Genomic DNA, 18,752 nt, shown 5'->3' with positions numbered 1-18,752 from the left:
CGCCAGCGAGTTGTACTACGGTCTGGCAGACTCGACCAGCAAGATCTTCAACAGGCATAAGATCTTCCGAAGGCGCCGAGACGAAGAAGGGTACGGGGAACCGACGATGGAACCGGTCATCATCGTTCTGATCATCCTGGTGGTGTTGGTCTTCATCGCCCTGATCAAGACGATCCAAGTCATCCCGCAGGCGAGCGCGGCCATCGTCGAGCGCTTCGGCCGCTACACGCGCACCCTCAACGCGGGCCTCAACATCGTCGTCCCGTTCATCGACACCATTCGCAACCGGATCGACCTGCGCGAACAGGTCGTCCCGTTCCCACCGCAGCCGGTGATCACCCAGGACAACCTGGTCGTCAACATCGACACCGTCATCTACTACCAGGTGACCGACGCGCGGGCCGCCACCTACGAGGTGGCCAGTTACATCCAGGCGATCGAGCAGCTCACTGTCACCACCCTGCGCAACATCATCGGCGGCATGGACCTCGAGCGCACCCTGACCTCCCGCGAGGAGATCAACGCGGCCCTGCGCGGCGTCCTCGACGAGGCCACCGGCAAGTGGGGCATCCGCGTCAACCGCGTCGAGCTCAAGGCGATCGAGCCGCCCACCTCCATCCAGGACTCGATGGAGAAGCAGATGCGCGCCGACCGCGACAAGCGCGCCGCGATCCTCCAGGCCGAAGGCGTCCGGCAGTCCGAGATCCTGCGCGCCGAGGGCGAGAAGCAGTCCCAGATCCTGCGGGCCGAGGGCGAGGCCAAGGCGGCGGCCCTCAGGGCCGAGGGCGAGGCCCAGGCCGTCCGGACGGTCTTCGAGGCGATCCACGCGGGCGACCCCGACCAGAAGCTGCTCTCCTACCAGTACCTCCAGATGCTCCCGAAGATCGCCGAGGGAAACGCCAACAAGCTCTGGATCGTCCCCAGCGAGATCGGCGACGCGCTCAAGGGCCTGTCCGGCGCCATGGGCAACTTCGGTAACTTCGGCGGGGGCGGCCAGGGCGGTGGCAACGGCGACTCGGGCGCCACCACGGAACGCCGGGAGAAGCCCTCCATCGACTGACCCGACGACGGGCAGAACGCGACGAGCAGCACGAGGCCGGAAGTACGGCGGGGCCCGCTTCCCCAGGGAAGCGGGCCCCGCCGTACTCGTACGAGAAACAGGTCTAGGCCGCGGGCTGAGCCAGCCACTCCGGCAGCGCCTCCAAGTCCTCCCGCCCCAGAGCAAGCAGCATCGCGTCCGCCGGAGTCGGCTCGAACGGCTGCCGCAGCAGTGGCATCCCCGCCTGCTCCGGAGTCCGGTTCGCCTTGCGGTGATTGTCCTCCGCGCACGAGGCCACCGTGTTCAGCCAGGTGTCCCGACCACCGTGCGACCGCGGCACCACGTGGTCCACGGTGGTGGCCCGCCGCCCGCAGTACGCGCACCGGTTCCGGTCACGCACCAGCACACCCCGCCTCGACCATGGCGCCCGTCTTCGGAACGGCACCCTGACGTATTGGCAGAGCCTGATCACCCGCGGCGCCGGTATGTCGACCGCGGCTCCCCGCATCCGCAGCTCGGGATGGGCCTGCTCGACGACCGCCTTGTCCTGAAGCACCAGAACGACGGCTCGGTTCAACGTCACCGTCGACAACGGCTCGAAGCTCGCGTTCAGTACCAGCGTGTCCCGCATGTCAGCCCACCTTCCGTGCCCACCGGCCCACCCCTCGGCGGACTGGGATCAACTCTGGCCGGGCACGCCGAGATGGACAACGCAATATCTGCTGCTTCACGGGAGGTGTCCCCCGCCCCCGGCAACAAAAATGCCCGCCCCTGATCAATTCCAAGACCAGGGGCGGGCAAACGTTCCGTGAACGCCGGGATCGGGTCAGGAGCCGGCGGGCACCTCGTACTCACCGATCAGCCGGGCCCGCGCGAGCGTGTGGAAACGCAGGTTGAAGCCCACGGCCGCAGGGGACGCGTCCGAGCCCGGACCGAGCTTCTCCTGATCCACCGCGTACACCGTGAACACATACCGGTGCGGTCCGTCACCGGGCGGCGGCGCCGCACCGCCGAAGTCCTTGGTGCCGTAGTCGTTGCGAGCCTGGATCGTGCCCTCGGGCAGCCCCGCGAACCCGCCGCTGCCCGCACCGGTCGGCAGCTCGGTCACCGAGGCCGGGATGTCGAACACCACCCAGTGCCAGAACCCGCTCCCCGTCGGGGCGTCCGGGTCGTAGCAGGTCACGGCGAAGCTCCTGGTCTCCGGCGGGAAGCCCGTCCAGCGCAACTGCGGCGAGGTGTTGCCGCCCGCGTACACCTGGGCCTCCTGGAGCGTGGCACCCTCCTCGACCTCCCCGCTCGTCACCGTGAACGACGGCACGGGCGGGTGGAAGTCATGGGGGAGCGGACGTCGCTCGAGCTCGGTCACCTCGGTACCTCCTGCTGATCGCCTACGTTCGGTGGGAACCGAGCCTAGAACCAGTTCCGCTTGCTGCCGACCTCCGACAGCCACTGGTTGAGGTAGGCGGCCCAGTCGGTGCCCTGGTAGTCGTTCAGCCCCACCTTGAAGGACCGGAAGGTGTCGCTGCCCTCACTGAACAGACCGGGCTTCTTGTCCATCTCCAGCACGACATCCATCGCCTGGTCGTCGGCCACGAAGGTCAGCTCGACCTGCTGCAGCCCGTGGTACTGCTGCGGCGGGAAGAACTCGATCTCCTGGTAGAAGGGCAGCTTCTGCCGGGTGCCCCGGACATGGCCGCGCTCCATGTCCGCGCTCTTGAACCGGAAGCCCAGCTGGATGAACGCGTCCAGGATCGCCTTCTGCGCCGGCAGCGGGTGCACACTGATCGGGTCCAGGTCACCGGAGTCCACGGCCCGCGCGATCGCGAGTTCCGTGGTCACACCGATGTTCATCCCGCGCAGCGGCTGCCCGTCGATCGTCGTGATCGGCGTCTCCCAGGGGATCTCCAGCCCGAACGGGACCGCGTGGACGGCACCGGCCTCGAGTTCGAAGGCGCCACCGAGCCGCGACTTGGCGAACTCGATGTTCTGCTTGTACTCCTCGTCGCCGCTCTCGACCTCGACCTTCGCCTGCAGCCCGACCGCCAGACCCTCGATCTGCTGATTCACGGACCCGCCCTGGATCCGTACCTCACCCTGGACGACCCCGCCCGGAACGACGTTGACCTCGTGCAGCACCGTCTCGACCGAAGCCCCGCCGGCTCCCAGGCTCGCGAGCAGCTTCTTGAACGCCATGTCTCTCCCCTTGTTGTTCTCTATCGCGTCGTTGCCACATGTGGACCTTCGATCCCTAACAACGCGATCCGGCTCTGGCCGGTTCCGTGTCCGTCACCCTTGCAAGCGCGGCGTTCTGTGACCACCCTGTGGCGGAACCCGCCTGGAGTACTCTCGGACGCCATGATCGCGACCCCCGACCGTACGCCTCCGCCCAGGGAGTTCTTCGACCGCCCCGTCCTCGAGGTCGCCCCCGACCTGCTCGGTCGGCTCGTCGTCCGTAGCACGCCGGACGGTCCGACAGCCCTCCGCCCGACGGAGGCCGAGGCATACGACGGCCCCAACGATCCCGGCTCCCACGCCTACCGGGGTCGCACCGCCCGCAACAGCGTGATGTTCGGTCCGCCCGGCCCTGTGTACGTCTGCTTCACCTATGGCATGGCAAGGCGGTCGGTATGAACGTTGTGGATCTCGCTCACCCCGCTGAAGAAGTCGCCCCCAAGCTGCTCGGCGCCATCCTCACCCACGAGTCCCCCGAGGGAACCGTGAGCATCACCATCACGGAGACCGAGGCGTACTCCGGTACGGCCGACCCCGCCTCCCACGCCTACCGAGGCAGGACACCCCGAAACGCCGTCATGTTCGGACCCGCAGGACACCTGTACGTCTACCGGTCTCACGGCCTCCACTGGTGCGCCAACATCGTCACCGGGACAGACGGCATCGCTTCAGCTGTCCTCATCCGGGCAGGCAGGGTCATCGAAGGGGAAGGCCTGGCACGCAAGCGGCGAGGGGACAAGGTCGAGAGTCCACGTCTCGCGCGGGGGCCGGGGAACTTCTGCCGAGCGCTCGGCATCGCGGCAGAGCACAACGGCACGGACCTACTGACAGGCGCCTCGGTCGCGCTGTCCGAGGGCGAGCCAGTACCCGCCGCACTCATCCGGGCCGGCCCTCGGGTAGGCGTGAGCAGAGCCCACGACTGGCAGCACCGGTTCTACCTCGCCGACGATCCAACGGTCTCGGCGTACCGACTGAGCCCGAGAGCCAAGCCGTCCGCCGGAGCCTGAGCCGTTGTACGCCTCGCCTGCAGCTCGCCGGTGAGTCGGTTCTGGGGCGGCCGGGGACCCGACCGTGAGCCGGTATCGGGCCCATGGCCCGAAGCGCCGAAGAAGTTGACTCGGCTTCGGAAGATGCGTAGTGTGGTCCGAGCCGCTGAACCGGGTACGGCGTTCGCCTGCAGCCGGAAGCGGTCAACCCACTACTCAAGATCACCCTCAAGAGGGTCGAATTCGTCATGTCCTCATGTCTGAATTTCGAACCGGTGAAGCCCGATTATGAATCGAGCGAGGGAATCGGCTAGCGTAGTGAATGTCGAAAGGCCGACAGGCGAAAGCCCAAAGCGTACCGACAACCCCATCGACTGGGAATCAGGCCCGAAAGAGTCTGATAGGGTCGGAGCCGCCGGAAAGGGAAACGCGAAAAGCGGAAACCCGGAAGGCGAAACCCCGAGGAAACCGGATCACAAAGATCTGATAGAGTCGGAAACGCAAGACCGAAGGGAAGCGCCCGGAGGAAAGCCCGAGAGGGTGAGTACAAAGGAAGCGTCCGTTCCTTGAGAACTCAACAGCGTGCCAAAAATCAACGCCAGATTATGTTGATACCCCGTTCCCGGCCCACGGCCGGGGCGAGGTTCCTTTGAAAAAAACACAGCGAGGACGCTGTGAACGGCCGGGCCTATTCCGCCCGACCGTTCCGCTCTCGTGTGTGTTCTTCCGGCAGTCCTTAACCGGACACCGCCGGGAAAGCATTCACGGAGAGTTTGATCCTGGCTCAGGACGAACGCTGGCGGCGTGCTTAACACATGCAAGTCGAACGATGAACCACTTCGGTGGGGATTAGTGGCGAACGGGTGAGTAACACGTGGGCAATCTGCCCCTCACTTCGGGACAAGCCCTGGAAACGGGGTCTAATACCGGATAATACCCGCGTCCGCATGGACGGGGGTTGAAAGCTCCGGCGGTGAGGGATGAGCCCGCGGCCTATCAGCTTGTTGGTGAGGTAACGGCTCACCAAGGCGACGACGGGTAGCCGGCCTGAGAGGGCGACCGGCCACACTGGGACTGAGACACGGCCCAGACTCCTACGGGAGGCAGCAGTGGGGAATATTGCACAATGGGCGAAAGCCTGATGCAGCGACGCCGCGTGAGGGATGACGGCCTTCGGGTTGTAAACCTCTTTCAGCAGGGAAGAAGCGAAAGTGACGGTACCTGCAGAAGAAGCGCCGGCTAACTACGTGCCAGCAGCCGCGGTAATACGTAGGGCGCGAGCGTTGTCCGGAATTATTGGGCGTAAAGAGCTCGTAGGCGGCTTGTCGCGTCGGTTGTGAAAGCCCGGGGCTTAACCCCGGGTCTGCAGTCGATACGGGCAGGCTAGAGTTCGGTAGGGGAGATCGGAATTCCTGGTGTAGCGGTGAAATGCGCAGATATCAGGAGGAACACCGGTGGCGAAGGCGGATCTCTGGGCCGATACTGACGCTGAGGAGCGAAAGCGTGGGGAGCGAACAGGATTAGATACCCTGGTAGTCCACGCCGTAAACGGTGGGAACTAGGTGTTGGCGACATTCCACGTCGTCGGTGCCGCAGCTAACGCATTAAGTTCCCCGCCTGGGGAGTACGGCCGCAAGGCTAAAACTCAAAGGAATTGACGGGGGCCCGCACAAGCAGCGGAGCATGTGGCTTAATTCGACGCAACGCGAAGAACCTTACCAAGGCTTGACATACACCGGAAACGTCTGGAGACAGGCGCCCCCTTGTGGTCGGTGTACAGGTGGTGCATGGCTGTCGTCAGCTCGTGTCGTGAGATGTTGGGTTAAGTCCCGCAACGAGCGCAACCCTTGTTCTGTGTTGCCAGCATGCCCCTTCGGGGGTGATGGGGACTCACAGAAGACCGCCGGGGTCAACTCGGAGGAAGGTGGGGACGACGTCAAGTCATCATGCCCCTTATGTCTTGGGCTGCACACGTGCTACAATGGCCGGTACAATGAGCTGCGATACCGCAAGGTGGAGCGAATCTCAAAAAGCCGGTCTCAGTTCGGATTGGGGTCTGCAACTCGACCCCATGAAGTCGGAGTTGCTAGTAATCGCAGATCAGCATTGCTGCGGTGAATACGTTCCCGGGCCTTGTACACACCGCCCGTCACGTCACGAAAGTCGGTAACACCCGAAGCCGGTGGCCCAACCCCTTGCGGGGAGGGAGCCGTCGAAGGTGGGACTGGCGATTGGGACGAAGTCGTAACAAGGTAGCCGTACCGGAAGGTGCGGCTGGATCACCTCCTTTCTAAGGAGCATCTAGCTGCCGCAAGGCGGCCAGAGCCACTACGCCGGCATCCGTCCGGCGGTGGTCAGCTCATGGGTGGAACGTTGATTATTTCGGCACTCCCGCTCGTCTTCTCCTTCCAGTACTGCCCCTTCGGGGCGTGGAACGGCGGAGGAGACGCCAGGGGGTGCCGGGCACGCTGTTGGGTGTCTGAGGGCACGGCCGCAAGGCCCGCTCCTCGATGCCGACCCCGGTACAGCACCGCGCAAGCGGTGTGTGACGGGTGGTCGGTCGTTGTTTGAGAACTGCACAGTGGACGCGAGCATCTGTGGCCAAGTTTTTAAGGGCGCACGGTGGATGCCTTGGCACCAGGAACCGATGAAGGACGTGGGAGGCCACGATAGTCCCCGGGGAGTCGTCAACCAGACTTTGATCCGGGGGTGTCCGAATGGGGAAACCCGGCAGTCGTCATGGGCTGTCACCCATACCTGAACACATAGGGTATGCGGAGGGAACGCGGGGAAGTGAAACATCTCAGTACCCGCAGGAAGAGAAAACAACCGTGATTCCGGGAGTAGTGGCGAGCGAAACCGGATGAGGCCAAACCGTAGGCGTGCAAGACCCGGCAGGGGTTGCGCCTACGGGGTTGTGGGATCTCTCTTTCATGGTCTGCCGGCCATGAGACGAGTCAGAAACCGTTGATGTAGGCGAAGGACATGCGAAAGGTCCGGCGCAGAGGGTAAGACCCCCGTAGCCGAAACGTCAACGGCTCGTTTGAGAGACACCCAAGTAGCACGGGGCCCGAGAAATCCCGTGTGAATCCGGCGGGACCACCCGCCAAGCCTCAAATATTCCCTGGTGACCGATAGCGGATAGTACCGTGAGGGAATGGTGAAAAGTACCGCGGGAGCGGAGTGAAATAGTACCTGAAACCGTGTGCCTACAAGCCGTGGGAGCGTCGGAATGAGGCTTGCCTCATTCTCGTGACTGCGTGCCTTTTGAAGAATGAGCCTGCGAGTTTGCGGTGTGTTGCGAGGTTAACCCGGGTGGGGAAGCCGTAGCGAAAGCGAGTCCGAACAGGGCGTCTCAGTAGCATGCTCAAGACCCGAAGCGGAGTGATCTAGCCATGGGCAGGTTGAAGCGGAGGTAAGACTTCGTGGAGGACCGAACCCACCAGGGTTGAAAACCTGGGGGATGACCTGTGGTTAGGGGTGAAAGGCCAATCAAACTCCGTGATAGCTGGTTCTCCCCGAAATGCATTTAGGTGCAGCGTCGCGTGTTTCTTGCCGGAGGTAGAGCACTGGATAGGCGATGGGCCCTACCGGGTTACTGACCTTAGCCAAACTCCGAATGCCGGTAAGTGAGAGCGCGGCAGTGAGACTGTGGGGGATAAGCTCCATGGTCGAGAGGGAAACAGCCCAGAGCATCGACTAAGGCCCCCAAGCGTACGCTAAGTGGAAAAGGATGTGGAGTCGCACAGACAACCAGGAGGTTGGCTTAGAAGCAGCCACCCTTGAAAGAGTGCGTAATAGCTCACTGGTCTAGTGATTCCGCGCCGACAATGTAGCGGGGCTCAAGCGTACCGCCGAAGTCGTGTCATTGCAGCTATAGGGCCAACGCCCGCTGTGATGGGTAGGGGAGCGTCGTCTGCCGGGTGAAGCCGCGCCGGAAGGCAGTGGTGGACGGTTGACGAGTGAGAATGCAGGCATGAGTAGCGATACACACGTGAGAAACGTGTGCGCCGATTGACTAAGGGTTCCTGGGTCAAGCTGATCTGCCCAGGGTAAGTCGGGACCTAAGGCGAGGCCGACAGGCGTAGTCGATGGATAACCGGTTGATATTCCGGTACCCGCTGTGAAGCGTCAAACATTGAATCAGGCGATGCTAAGCCCGTGAAGCCGTTCCGGACCCTTCGGGGAAAGGAAAGTGGTGGAGCCGGCGGACCAGACTTGTAGTAGGTGAGTGATGGGGTGACGCAGGAAGGTAGTCCAGCCCGGGCGGTGGTAGTCCCGGGGTAAGGGTGTAGCCCGTCATCCAGGTAAATCCGGATGACATGGGGGTGAGACCCGATGCCGAGCCGATTGTGGCGAAGTGGATGATCCTATGCTGTCGAGAAAAGCCTCTAGCGAGTTTCATGGCGGCCCGTACCCTAAACCGACTCAGGTAGTCAGGTAGAGAATACCGAGGCGTTCGGGTGAACTATGGTTAAGGAACTCGGCAAAATGCCCCCGTAACTTCGGGAGAAGGGGGGCCATGTCCGGTGATCCGATTTACTCGGTGAGCTGGGTGTGGCCGCAGAGACCAGCGAGAAGCGACTGTTTACTAAAAACACAGGTCCGTGCGAAGCCGTAAGGCGATGTATACGGACTGACGCCTGCCCGGTGCTGGAACGTTAAGGGGACCGGTTAGTCACTCTTCGGGGTGGCGAGGCTGAGAACTTAAGCGCCAGTAAACGGCGGTGGTAACTATAACCATCCTAAGGTAGCGAAATTCCTTGTCGGGTAAGTTCCGACCTGCACGAATGGCGTAACGACTTCTCGACTGTCTCAACCATAGGCCCGGTGAAATTGCACTACGAGTAAAGATGCTCGTTTCGCGCAGCAGGACGGAAAGACCCCGGGACCTTTACTACAGTTTGATATTGGTGTTCGGTTCGGCTTGTGTAGGATAGCTGGGAGACTGTGAACCCATCACGCCAGTGGTGGGGGAGTCGTCGTTGAAATACCAGTCTGGTCGTGCTGGATGTCTAACCTGGGTCCGTGATCCGGATCAGGGACAGTGTCTGATGGGTAGTTTAACTGGGGCGGTTGCCTCCTAAAGAGTAACGGAGGCGCCCAAAGGTTCCCTCAGCCTGGTTGGTAATCAGGTGTTGAGTGTAAGTGCACAAGGGAGCTTGACTGTGAGACCGACGGGTCGAGCAGGGACGAAAGTCGGGACTAGTGATCCGGCGGTGGCTTGTGGAAGCGCCGTCGCTCAACGGATAAAAGGTACCCCGGGGATAACAGGCTGATCTTCCCCAAGAGTCCATATCGACGGGATGGTTTGGCACCTCGATGTCGGCTCGTCGCATCCTGGGGCTGGAGTCGGTCCCAAGGGTTGGGCTGTTCGCCCATTAAAGCGGTACGCGAGCTGGGTTTAGAACGTCGTGAGACAGTTCGGTCCCTATCCGCTGCGCGCGCAGGAGTCTTGAGAAGGGCTGTCCCTAGTACGAGAGGACCGGGACGGACGAACCTCTGGTGTGCCAGTTGTCCTGCCAAGGGCATGGCTGGTTGGCTACGTTCGGGAGGGATAACCGCTGAAAGCATCTAAGCGGGAAGCCTGCTTCGAGATGAGGACTCCCACCCACTTGATGGGGTAAGGCTCCCAGTAGACGACTGGGTTGATAGGCCGGATATGGAAGCACGGTAACGTGTGGAGTTGACCGGTACTAATAGGCCGAGGGCTTGTCCTCAGTTGCTCGCGTCCACTGTGTTAGTTCTGAGACAACGAACGGTTGTCGGCTTTGAGCAGAACATAAAAGAAAAGTGTGCTTGTTCGCTCGAAACCATTAGGGTTTCGGTGGTCATAGCGTAGGGGAAACGCCCGGTTACATTCCGAACCCGGAAGCTAAGCCTTATTGCGCCGATGGTACTGCAGGGGGGACCCTGTGGGAGAGTAGGACGCCGCCGAACAATCTTTGGAAGGACCCATGGTCCCAGCGTTCAGCTGGGACCATGGGTCCTTTTGTATTTTCTGGAGCGCGCCGGATGTTCGGCTGCGCGAGAATATTTGCGGTACCGAAGAAATGCGGTACCGAAGACAGGAGTCATCGATGTCCACCAACTCTCCCGACGACCGACCGGAGCGCGACCAGCGGCGACGGGACAGTGGTGACCGTTCGGACCGAGGCGGCCAGCGGGGTGCCGACCCGCGTCGATCCAGCGACCGCGACCGTGGGGTCCGCCGGGACGATCGGCGCGACGACCGAGGCGCCGGCCGGCCGGAGCGGGGCGGTTTCCGCGGGCGTGACGACAACCGGGGTGACAGCCGCGGTGGCGAGCGGGGCGGGTTCCGCCGCGATGACAACCGTGGTGACCGGCGCAGTGACGACCGCGGTGACCGTGGTGGTTTCCGTCGCGATGACAGCCGTGGTGACAGCCGTGGCGGCGAGCGGGGCGGGTTCCGCCGGGACGACAGCCGTGGTGACAGCCGCGGTGGTGACCGTGGTGGTTTCCGTCGCGATGACAGCCGTGGTGACAGCCGTGGCGGCGAGCGGGGCGGGTTCCGCCGGGACGACAGCCGTGGTGACAGCCGCGGTGGTGACCGTGGTGGTTTCCGTCGCGATGACAGCCGTGGTGACAGCCGTGGCGGCGAGCGGGGCGGGTTCCGCCGGGACGACAGCCGTGGTGACAGCCGCGGTGGTGACCGTGGTGGTTTCCGTCGCGATGACAGCCGTGGTGACAGCCGTGGCGGCGAGCGGGGCGGGTTCCGCCGGGACGACAGCCGTGGTGACAGCCGCGGTGGTGACCGGGGCGGGTTCCGCCGGGACGACAGCCGCGGTGGCGAGCGGGGCGGGTTCCGTCGCGAGGACAGCCGTGGTGACAGCCGCGGTGGTGACCGGGGCGGGTTCCGCCGGGACGACAGCCGTGGTGACAGCCGCGGTGGCGAGCGGGGCGGGTTCCGTCGCGAGGACAGCCGTGGTGACAGCCGCGGTGGTGACCGTGGCGGGTTCCGTCGCGAGGACAGCCGTGGTGACAGCCGCGGCGGCGAGCGGGGCGGGTTCCGTCGCGAGGACAGCCGCGGTGACAGCCGCGGTGGTGACCGGGGCGGGTTCCGCCGGGACGACAGCCGTGGTGACAGCCGCGGTGACAGCCGCGGTGGTGACCGGGGCGGGTTCCGCCGGGACGACAGCCGCGGTGACAGCCGTGGCGGCGAGCGGGGCGGGTTCCGCCGGGACGACAGCCGTGGTGACAGCCGCGGTGGTGACCGTGGTGGTTTCCGTCGCGATGACAGCCGTGGCGGCGACCGGGGCGGATTCCGTGGCCGGGACGACCGGGGCGGCGGCGAGCGGGGTGGTTTCCGCCGGGACGACAGCCGGGGCGACAGCCGCGGTGGTGACCGGGGCGGGTTCCGTGGCCGGGAGGAAAGTCGAGGCGACAGCCGCGGTGGAGACCGTGGTGGTTTCCGTCGCGATGACAGCCGTGGCGGCGACCGGGGCGGATTCCGTGGCCGGGACGACCGGGGCGAGCGGTCCGGTGGGTTCCGTGGGCGCGATGACCGGCATGGTGGCGGCGGGTTCCGTGAGGAGCGGGAGCGGGACCGGGAGCCCATCAAGCGGCTGCCGATCCCCGAGGAGGTCACGGGCGAGGAGATCGACAAGGACGTACGGCAGGAGTTGCAGAGCCTGCCCAAGACGCTCGCGGAGGATGTTGCCAAGAACCTGGTGATGGTCGCCCGGCTGATCGACGAGGACCCCGAGGGCGCGTACGGCTACTCCAAGGTGGCGTTGCGGCTGGCGTCGCGCGTCGCCGCCGTACGGGAGGCCGCCGGCTTCGCCGCGTACGCCAACCAGAAGTACTCCGAGGCGCTGGCCGAGTTCCGGGCGGCGCGGAGGATGACCGGCACCACGGAGCTGTGGCCCCTCATGGCCGACTGCGAGCGTGGGCTCGGGCGGCCGGAGAAGGCGCTGGACATGGCAGGTGCCCCCGAGGTGCAGAAGCTGGACAAGGCCGGGCAGGTCGAGATGCGGCTCGTCGCGGCCGGTGCGCGGCGCGACATGGGGCAACTGGACGCCGCCATTGTGACGCTCCAGAGCTCCGAGCTGGCGTCCCACGCCGTACAGCCGTGGACCGCGCGGCTGCGGTACGCGTACGCCGACGCGCTTCTCGCCGCCGACCGGGCGGACGAGGCCCGGGAGTGGTTCGCGAAGGCCGTGGAGGCCGACCGGGACGGCAGCACCGACGCCTCGGACCGGCTGGCCGAGATGGACGGCGTGGAGTTCATCGACGTGCATGACGAGGCCGACGCGGACGTCGACGCCGCTTCCGACACCTCGGCCGACGAGGCCGAGACCGAGGACGTGCGCACGGACCCGGACAACGGCGGTGCGGACAAGGCCGAGACCGACGCCGCCAAGGCCGAGACCGACGTCGACAAGGACTGACATCTGAGGCTTGAAGCCTGCCACCCGGCGCCTGTGCGTCCGGACGTACGAAGGGGTGGGATCCCCGGTCGGTGACCGGGGATCCCACCCCTTCGTACGTTACCGGCGGCGCGTCACGTGTCGAACGCGCGCAGCACCAGCCCCGAGGCCGGCTTGGGGCCGAAGGACGTCGACTTGCGGGGCATCGTGACACCTTGGCGGGCGAGGTCGCGGACGACCTCCTCGCGGACCGGATGCATCAGCACCGCCGTACCGCCGTCGCGTTCCGCCTTCTCGACGGTCGCGGTCGTGTCGTGGATGTAGGCGATGTGGGCCGGGGAGTCCTCGGGGACGTGCCACACCTGTTCCAGGAGCGTGGAGTGCAGGACCGTCGCGTCCAGGGTGCGCCAGGCTTCCGGGCGGTCGGCGGGGACCGTGCGGGCCAGCAGATCCGGGTCCGGGCGGTCGACGAGGTGGAAGGCGCCGTCGCCGGCCAGGAGGAAGGCGTTGCCCGCACCGGCCGCCTCGGCCAGCACCTCCATGGCCTCCGGCAACGCGGCGTCGACGCGGCGGACCCGGAACAGGCCGTCGAGGGCCGCCAACGCGTCCGTGACGGGCAGGCCGTGCAGCAGGCGGTGGATGGCGCGGACGCGCAGCGGGTAGCGGGCCGTGTCGACGAGGAGCACCAGGCCGTGGTCCCAAGGGCTGGGGGAGGGGTGCTGCGCGCGCAGGCGGCGGTAGGTCGCCCAGCGGTGGTGGCCGTCGGCGATGAGCGCCTGCAGGCCGGCCAGGTCGGTCTGTACGGTGGCCAGGTCCTCGGGGTCGGTGAGGGACCACAGCCGGTGGTGGAAGCCGTCCTCCGTGGTGGTCGCGAGGAGGGGAGGCGTCTTGGCCGTGCGCTCGATCAGGTCGGCGGTGGCGGCTGCCGATCCGTCGCCGGGGTAGGTCAGCAGCAGAGGCTCGAGGTTCGCCGAGGCGGCCAGCATGAGAGCCGCGCGGTCGGCGACGATGTGCGGCATGACGTCCTCGTGCGGCAGGACCAGCTGCTCGTCGGGGTCCGACACGCGCAGGGCGCCGATGATCCCGCGCTGCAGCAGACCGTCGCCGTCGCGCTGTTCATAGACGTAGAGACCGGGTTCGGGGTCCGTGGTCAGGACGCCCTCGGCCCGCCAGCGGTTCAGGGTCTCGGCGGCCTGGGCATTGCGGGCTTCGGAGGTGTCGGCCTCGGGCAGGATCAGCCGGACGATGTTGTACGGGTCGGCGGACTGCAGGTGATGCAGACCGTCGGGGCGGACGACGACGTCGTACGGCGGGGATGTCACGGCGGCCAGGCTGCCGACCCGGTCGGGGTCGTAACGAAGGCCTCGGAACGGGGTGAGTTCCAGGCCTCGGCGCGCCTTCGCTTCCGAGGGACCTGCAGTCTTCATCCAGGCATCGTACGGGTGCCGGTGACATGGGGGATGATCGGGGAAAGCCGTCGAGCGAGGAGCGATGCACAATGAGCCGAAGCGTCAGGACGAGGCCCGGGGGCAGTGGGCAGGCCCTGAGTGAGGCGTACGACACGGCGCTGCTGGACCTCGACGGTGTGGTGTACGCGGGTGGGAAGGCGATCGTCCACGCGGTCGAGTCGCTGGCCGTGGCCGGCGCCGGGGGCATGCACCTGGCGTACGTGACGAACAACGCCCTGCGCACACCGGACACCGTCGCCGCGCATCTGACGGAGCTGGGAATACCGACGGAGGCCGGCGATGTGATCACATCGGCGCAGGCGGTCGCGCGGCTGGTGAGCGAACAGGTGCCGCCGGGGGCCAGGGTGCTGGTGATCGGTGGCGAGGGCCTGCGGGTGGCGCTGAGCGAGCGCGGGCTGACGCCCGTGGAGTCGGCGGACGACGACCCGGCGGCGGTGGTGCAGGGGTACGGCGGTCCCGACTTCCCGTGGGGGCGGTTCGGGGAGGCGAGTTACGCGATCGCGCGTGGGGTGCCGTGGTTCGCGTCCAACACGGATCTGACGATCCCCAGCGGCCGGGGCATCGCGCCGGGGAACGGGGCGGCGGTGGAGGTCGTACGGATCGCGACGGGAGCCGAGCCGCAGGTGGCGGGCAAGCCGCTGCCGCCGATGCACCGGGAGACCATTCTGCGGACGGGCGCCGAGCGGCCGCTGGTGGTGGGCGACCGGCTGGACACGGACATCGAGGGCGCGTTCAACGGCGGTGTCGACTCCCTGCTGGTGCTCACGGGCGTGACCGACGGGGCGCAGCTGCTGGCCGCGCCGCCACAGCACCGTCCGACCTTCGTCGACGCCGATCTGCGCGGGATGCTCACCGGGCAGCCGGAGGTCGTCGCGGCGGACGGCGGCGGGTTCCGGTGCGACGGCTGGACGGCGACGGCGGCCGGTGAGCGCCTGGAGCTGGACGGGGAGGGTACGGCTCTGGACGGGCTGCGGGCATTGTGCGCGGCGGCGTGGACGGCGGCGGGCGACGGCGGGTGCCGGCTGGACGGCGGGAAGGCGCTGGCACGGCTGGGACTGTGAGGGACGCCCGGCATCCGAACGCCCGGCATCCGAACGCCCGGCATCCGAACGCCCCGTACCCGATCCCCCGATCCCCGGGGATCCGAGGAATCGTGATCGAATAGGAGGGTAGGCTAACCTAACCGGGTGTTGGTCGAGAGTCCCCCCGAACAGCGCGCGGACACCGTCCCCGCGCATCCGAACCGCCGGGCGCTGCTCCGTGTCCTGGGGCTGTTCCTCTCCGCCGTGATCCTGGTGCTCGTCGCCCTGGCGAGTATCGCGATCGGGGCGAAGGACCTGTCCCTGCAGCAGGTCTGGCACGGCCTGTTCGAGGATTCGGGCACCTACGGCGATGCCGTCGTCGCCGACCGGTTGTCACGGACCGTTCTCGGCGTGCTCGCCGGTGCCGCACTCGGCCTGGCGGGAGCGGTGCTCCAGGCGCTGACCCGTAACCCGCTGGCCGATCCTGGACTGCTCGGCATCAACGCGGGCGCGTCCGCGGCGGTCGTCACGGCCATCACCTTCTTCGGCGTCACCTCGCTGTCCGGCTACGTGTGGTTCGCGTTCTGCGGGGCGGCGGCGGTCGGGGCACTGGTGTGGTTCCTGGGCGGCAGCCGGGGCGCCACACCGGTGCGCCTGATCCTCGCCGGCACCGCGATCACCGCCGCGCTGTTCGGCTACCTCCAGGCGGTCATGATCCTGGACGAGGCCGCCCTGGGCAGGATGCGCTTCTGGACGGTCGGATCGCTGTCCTCGGCGAACGGTTCGATCATCCAGCAGGTACTTCCGTTCCTGCTGGCCGGCTTCCTCCTGATGCCGCTGCTGGCCCGGCCGCTGAACGCCATGGCCATGGGCGACGACACCGCCAAGGCCCTGGGCGCCAACCTGAACCGCACACGAGGGCTGGCCATGCTCGCCGCGACCCTGCTCTGCGGGGCCGCGACGGCCGCCTGCGGGCCGATCGCCTTCATCGGCCTGATGGTGCCGCACGTGGTGCGCTCGTTCACCGGACCCGACATGCGCTGGATCCTGCCGTACACGGCCGTCCTGTCGCCCGTACTGCTGCTCGGCGCCGATGTGATCGGCCGCGTCCTGGCCCGGCCCGCCGAACTCCAGGTCGGCATCGTCACCGCGATCATCGGCGGCCCGGTGTTCATCTATCTCGTACGACGGCGGAGGACGGCCCAGCTGTGAAGACCAACCGTGCCGTGCGTACCCCCGGCGGCCTCTCGCTCCGGGTGGACGTGCGGACTCTCGTCGTCGGCACCCTGCTGCTGCTCGTGGCGCTCACCGCGAGCGTGGTGCTGATCGGCACCGGTGACTTCCCGATACCGGCCGCCGACGTGGTCCGGACACTGCTGGGCGAGGGTGACCCCGGCCAGGAGTTCATCGTCACCGAACTACGGCTGCCCCGGGTCCTGGTCGGACTCCTCGTCGGCGCCTCGCTCGGTCTCGCCGGCGCGCTGTTCCAGTCCATCTCCCGCAACCCGCTGGGCAGTCCGGACGTCCTCGGCCTCGGGCAGGGCGCCACGGCCGGTGCGCTCGTGATGATCGTGCTGTTCTCCGGGAGCGCCAACCAGGTCGCCCTCGGCGCGCTGGTCGGCGGACTGGCGACCGGGTTCGCCATCTACGTGCTCGCCTGGAAGCGGGGCGTGCACGGATACCGGCTGGTGCTGGTCGGTATCGGTGTCTCCGCGATCGTCACCGCCGTCAACGGCTATCTGCTCACCAAGTCCGACATCATCGACGCGGCCCGCGCGGTCGTGTGGATGACCGGTTCCCTCGACGGCCGTGACTGGGACCAGGTCTGGCCCCTGCTCGCGTTGTGCGCCGTCCTCGTACCGCTGGTCCTCGCCAACTCCCGTGGGCTCAGGATGATGGAGATGGGCGACGACGTGTCCTACGCCCTCGGAGTCCGGGTCGAGCGCGTACGGCTGGTGCTGATGCTGTCCGCGGTCCTGCTCACCGCGGCGGCGACGGCCGCCTCCGGGCCGGTCGGCTTCGTCGCGCTCACCGCGCCGCAGCTCGCCCGGCGTCTGACCCGTTCGCCCGGACCGAACCTGGTGCCGTCGATGTGCATGGGGGCCGCCCTGCTGGTGAGTTCCGACTGGATCTCGCAGCGGGCCTTCGGGGCCGGACAGTTGCCCGTGGGCGTGGTCACCGGCGTGCTCGGCGGCGTCTACCTGCTGTGGCTCCTGGTCACCGAACGCAGGGCGGGCCGGATATGAAGCGACCGACCAGCGGACCGGCCAGCGGACCGAGCAACGGACCGGCCGACCGGCGGACCGGTGGGCCGAACAACCGAAGGAGCACCGTGAACCGACTGTCCGCCGAGGACGTCACCCTCGCCTACGACCAGCGTGTCATCGCCGAGCGGCTGTCGGTGGAGATACCGGACAACTCCTTCACCGTGATCGTCGGCCCGAACGCCTGCGGCAAGTCGACGCTCCTGCGGGCGCTTTCCCGAATGCTCAAGCCCAGCCACGGGCGGGTGCTGCTGGACGGTCAGGTCATCCAGTCGATGCCCGCGAAGAAGGTCGCCCGCACCCTCGGACTGCTGCCCCAGTCGTCGATCGCGCCCGACGGGATCACCGTCGCCGACCTGGTGGGGCGCGGCCGGTATCCGCACCAGGGCATCCTGCGCCAGTGGTCCACCGAGGACGAGAGGGTCGTCCAGGAGTCGATGGCCCGGACCGGCATCGCCGACCTGGGCGAACGCCATGTCGACGAACTCTCCGGCGGGCAGCGGCAGCGCGTGTGGATCGCCATGGCACTCGCCCAGGAGACCCCGCTGCTGCTGCTCGACGAGCCGACGACCTATCTGGACATCCAGCACCAGATCGACGTACTGGACCTGTGCGCGGAACTGCACGAGGAACAGGGCCGCACCCTCGTCGCCGTCCTGCACGACCTCAACCACGCCGCCCGGTACGCCACCCACCTCATCGCCCTGCGCGAAGGGAAGGTCATCGCGCAGGGCGCTCCGAAGGAGATCGTCACCGCAGATCTGGTCGAGCAGGTCTTCGGTCTGAGCTGCCAGGTGATCGACGACCCCGAGACGGGTACGCCCCTGATCGTGCCGGCCGCCCGCAGGAAGCGGACCGCGACCGCGGCAAAGCAGGCGACGGTCGAGCAGGCGACGGACAAGCAGGCGACGGTCGAGCAGGCGACGGTCGAGCAGGCTATGGGCAAGCAGAACACGGCGAAGGTGGGAGCTAGAGAAGCTTCCTGAGGTGGAGCAGGTCGCGCAGACCTGCCTCCAGCTTCACCCGGCCCGACCCCCATGCCCTGGCGAAGTGCAGTTCGCCGTCGACCAGGGCCAGCAGGTCGTCCCCCCGCATGGCGAGCCTGAGCTGCGCCCGCTCACGCGGAGGGCCCTCGAGGGTCTCGCGCACCTCGATCCGCCCGCCGGTGAGCCGGCCGGCGAAGGTCACATCCAGGTCGGTGACATGGCAGCTGACCGAGCGGTCCATCGCCGCGGCCGCGCCGACGTCGCCCTCGGCACGCTGCATGGAGTCGGACAGTCTGCCGAGTGCGGCACGGCATTCCTCGATCGTGGCCATCGCGGATGACGGTACCCCAGCGGTTCGCGATAG

Annotated in this window: 12 protein-coding genes, 3 rRNA genes and 2 pseudogenes; 12 read left to right on the top strand and 5 right to left on the bottom strand. The window is 66.7% G+C overall.

Translation table 11 applies throughout. From position 1 onward, the window contains the following. Window positions 1-106: 106 nt before the first annotated feature. A complete protein-coding gene (locus V4Y04_RS07070) occupies window positions 107-1,060 on the top strand; it encodes an SPFH domain-containing protein (RefSeq protein ID WP_332426430.1) in 954 nt (317 codons plus the stop codon). Between the two features lie 103 nt (window positions 1,061-1,163). On the opposite strand, the gene V4Y04_RS07065 is transcribed toward V4Y04_RS07070, so the two are convergent. From V4Y04_RS07065 to V4Y04_RS07055, 3 genes are all read right to left on the bottom strand, one after another. Then, window positions 1,164-1,670 carry an HNH endonuclease gene (locus V4Y04_RS07065; protein WP_332426429.1) on the bottom strand — a complete coding sequence of 169 codons (507 nt, stop codon included), beginning with the start codon at window positions 1,668-1,670 and terminating at the stop codon, window positions 1,164-1,166. Between the two features lie 195 nt (window positions 1,671-1,865). Further along, window positions 1,866-2,405 (bottom strand): YbhB/YbcL family Raf kinase inhibitor-like protein, encoded by a 540-nt coding sequence (locus V4Y04_RS07060; RefSeq protein ID WP_332426428.1) that lies wholly within the window; start codon window positions 2,403-2,405, stop codon window positions 1,866-1,868. Between the two features lie 44 nt (window positions 2,406-2,449). Beyond that, window positions 2,450-3,232: a sporulation protein gene (locus V4Y04_RS07055; RefSeq protein ID WP_332426427.1), complete on the bottom strand. Its 783-nt coding sequence runs from the start codon at window positions 3,230-3,232 to the stop codon at window positions 2,450-2,452. A gap of 162 nt (window positions 3,233-3,394) precedes the next feature. On the opposite strand from V4Y04_RS07055, the pseudogene V4Y04_RS07050 reads away from it, so the two are divergent. The 7 genes and pseudogenes from V4Y04_RS07050 to V4Y04_RS07020 all read left to right on the top strand — a co-directional run. Next, window positions 3,395-3,652, top strand: a pseudogene (locus V4Y04_RS07050) (DNA-3-methyladenine glycosylase); the annotation flags it as partial. Between the two features lie 14 nt (window positions 3,653-3,666). Further along, window positions 3,667-4,278, top strand: a complete 612-nt coding sequence (locus tag V4Y04_RS07045) for a DNA-3-methyladenine glycosylase (protein ID WP_332426426.1) — start codon at window positions 3,667-3,669, stop codon at window positions 4,276-4,278. A gap of 740 nt (window positions 4,279-5,018) precedes the next feature. Next, window positions 5,019-6,547, top strand: a 16S ribosomal RNA gene (locus tag V4Y04_RS07040). Between the two features lie 309 nt (window positions 6,548-6,856). Further along, window positions 6,857-9,977: ribosomal RNA gene (locus V4Y04_RS07035) — 23S ribosomal RNA — on the top strand. A gap of 103 nt (window positions 9,978-10,080) precedes the next feature. Next, window positions 10,081-10,197, top strand: a 5S ribosomal RNA gene (gene rrf / locus V4Y04_RS07030). The 16S, 23S and 5S rRNA genes sit together here, the layout of an rRNA operon. A gap of 140 nt (window positions 10,198-10,337) precedes the next feature. Next, window positions 10,338-11,228 (top strand): annotated as a pseudogene (locus V4Y04_RS37695) (hypothetical protein); the annotation flags it as partial. 615 nt (window positions 11,229-11,843) lie between these two features. After that, window positions 11,844-12,668 (top strand): tetratricopeptide repeat protein, encoded by an 825-nt coding sequence (locus V4Y04_RS07020; protein WP_332432737.1) that lies wholly within the window; start codon window positions 11,844-11,846, stop codon window positions 12,666-12,668. 113 nt (window positions 12,669-12,781) lie between these two features. Here V4Y04_RS07020 and V4Y04_RS07015 read toward each other — a convergent pair whose 3' ends face one another. Then, a complete protein-coding gene (locus V4Y04_RS07015) occupies window positions 12,782-14,074 on the bottom strand; it encodes a DUF1015 domain-containing protein (RefSeq protein ID WP_332426425.1) in 1,293 nt (430 codons plus the stop codon). Window positions 14,075-14,145: 71 nt separating this feature from the next. Here V4Y04_RS07015 and V4Y04_RS07010 point away from each other — a divergent pair, with 71 nt between their 5' ends. The 4 genes from V4Y04_RS07010 to V4Y04_RS06995 all read left to right on the top strand — a co-directional run bounded on the left by V4Y04_RS07010 (window position 14,146) and on the right by V4Y04_RS06995 (window position 18,388). Then, entirely contained in the window at window positions 14,146-15,177 is a 1,032-nt protein-coding gene (locus tag V4Y04_RS07010) for an HAD hydrolase-like protein (protein ID WP_332426424.1), read from the top strand. 126 nt (window positions 15,178-15,303) lie between these two features. Then, window positions 15,304-16,350: a FecCD family ABC transporter permease gene (locus tag V4Y04_RS07005; RefSeq protein ID WP_332426423.1), complete on the top strand. Its 1,047-nt coding sequence runs from the start codon at window positions 15,304-15,306 to the stop codon at window positions 16,348-16,350. Further along, the gene (locus V4Y04_RS07000; RefSeq protein ID WP_332426422.1) at window positions 16,347-17,384 is read left to right on the top strand and encodes a FecCD family ABC transporter permease; all 1,038 of its coding nucleotides are present in this window, start codon (window positions 16,347-16,349) and stop codon (window positions 17,382-17,384) included. Before V4Y04_RS07005 ends, V4Y04_RS07000 begins: the two co-directional genes overlap by 4 nt. Continuing rightward, on the top strand, window positions 17,381-18,388 hold the full coding sequence (locus V4Y04_RS06995) for an ABC transporter ATP-binding protein (protein WP_332426421.1): 1,008 nt from the start codon (window positions 17,381-17,383) through the stop codon (window positions 18,386-18,388). The genes V4Y04_RS07000 and V4Y04_RS06995 overlap by 4 nt, the downstream gene beginning before the upstream one ends. Here V4Y04_RS06995 and V4Y04_RS06990 read toward each other — a convergent pair. Then, the gene (locus V4Y04_RS06990) at window positions 18,372-18,719 is read right to left on the bottom strand and encodes a sterol-binding protein (protein ID WP_332426420.1); all 348 of its coding nucleotides are present in this window, start codon (window positions 18,717-18,719) and stop codon (window positions 18,372-18,374) included. The two genes, V4Y04_RS06995 and V4Y04_RS06990, sit on opposite strands and share 17 nt — an antisense overlap. Window positions 18,720-18,752 lie beyond the last annotated feature (33 nt).

Source organism: Streptomyces sp. P9-A2, from assembly GCF_036634175.1.
Classification (GTDB): Bacteria; Actinomycetota; Actinomycetes; order Streptomycetales; family Streptomycetaceae; genus Streptomyces; species Streptomyces pratens.
This window is presented reverse-complemented; position numbering and strand designations above follow the sequence as displayed.

Excerpts from the sequence above, each read along its gene's own strand:
- V4Y04_RS07055 (WP_332426427.1), bottom strand. The coding sequence starts at position 3,232 with ATGGCGTTCAAGAAGCTGCTCGCGAGCCTGGGAGCCGGCGGGGCTTCG.
- V4Y04_RS07065 (WP_332426429.1), bottom strand. The coding sequence starts at position 1,670 with ATGCGGGACACGCTGGTACTGAACGCGAGCTTCGAGCCGTTGTCGACG.
- V4Y04_RS06995 (WP_332426421.1), top strand. The coding sequence starts at position 17,381 with ATGAAGCGACCGACCAGCGGACCGGCCAGCGGACCGAGCAACGGACCG.
- V4Y04_RS07045 (WP_332426426.1), top strand. The coding sequence starts at position 3,667 with ATGAACGTTGTGGATCTCGCTCACCCCGCTGAAGAAGTCGCCCCCAAG.
- V4Y04_RS07010 (WP_332426424.1), top strand. The coding sequence starts at position 14,146 with ATGAGCCGAAGCGTCAGGACGAGGCCCGGGGGCAGTGGGCAGGCCCTG.
- V4Y04_RS07070 (WP_332426430.1), top strand. The coding sequence starts at position 107 with ATGGAACCGGTCATCATCGTTCTGATCATCCTGGTGGTGTTGGTCTTC.
- V4Y04_RS07015 (WP_332426425.1), bottom strand. The coding sequence starts at position 14,074 with ATGAAGACTGCAGGTCCCTCGGAAGCGAAGGCGCGCCGAGGCCTGGAA.
- V4Y04_RS06990 (WP_332426420.1), bottom strand. The coding sequence starts at position 18,719 with ATGGCCACGATCGAGGAATGCCGTGCCGCACTCGGCAGACTGTCCGAC.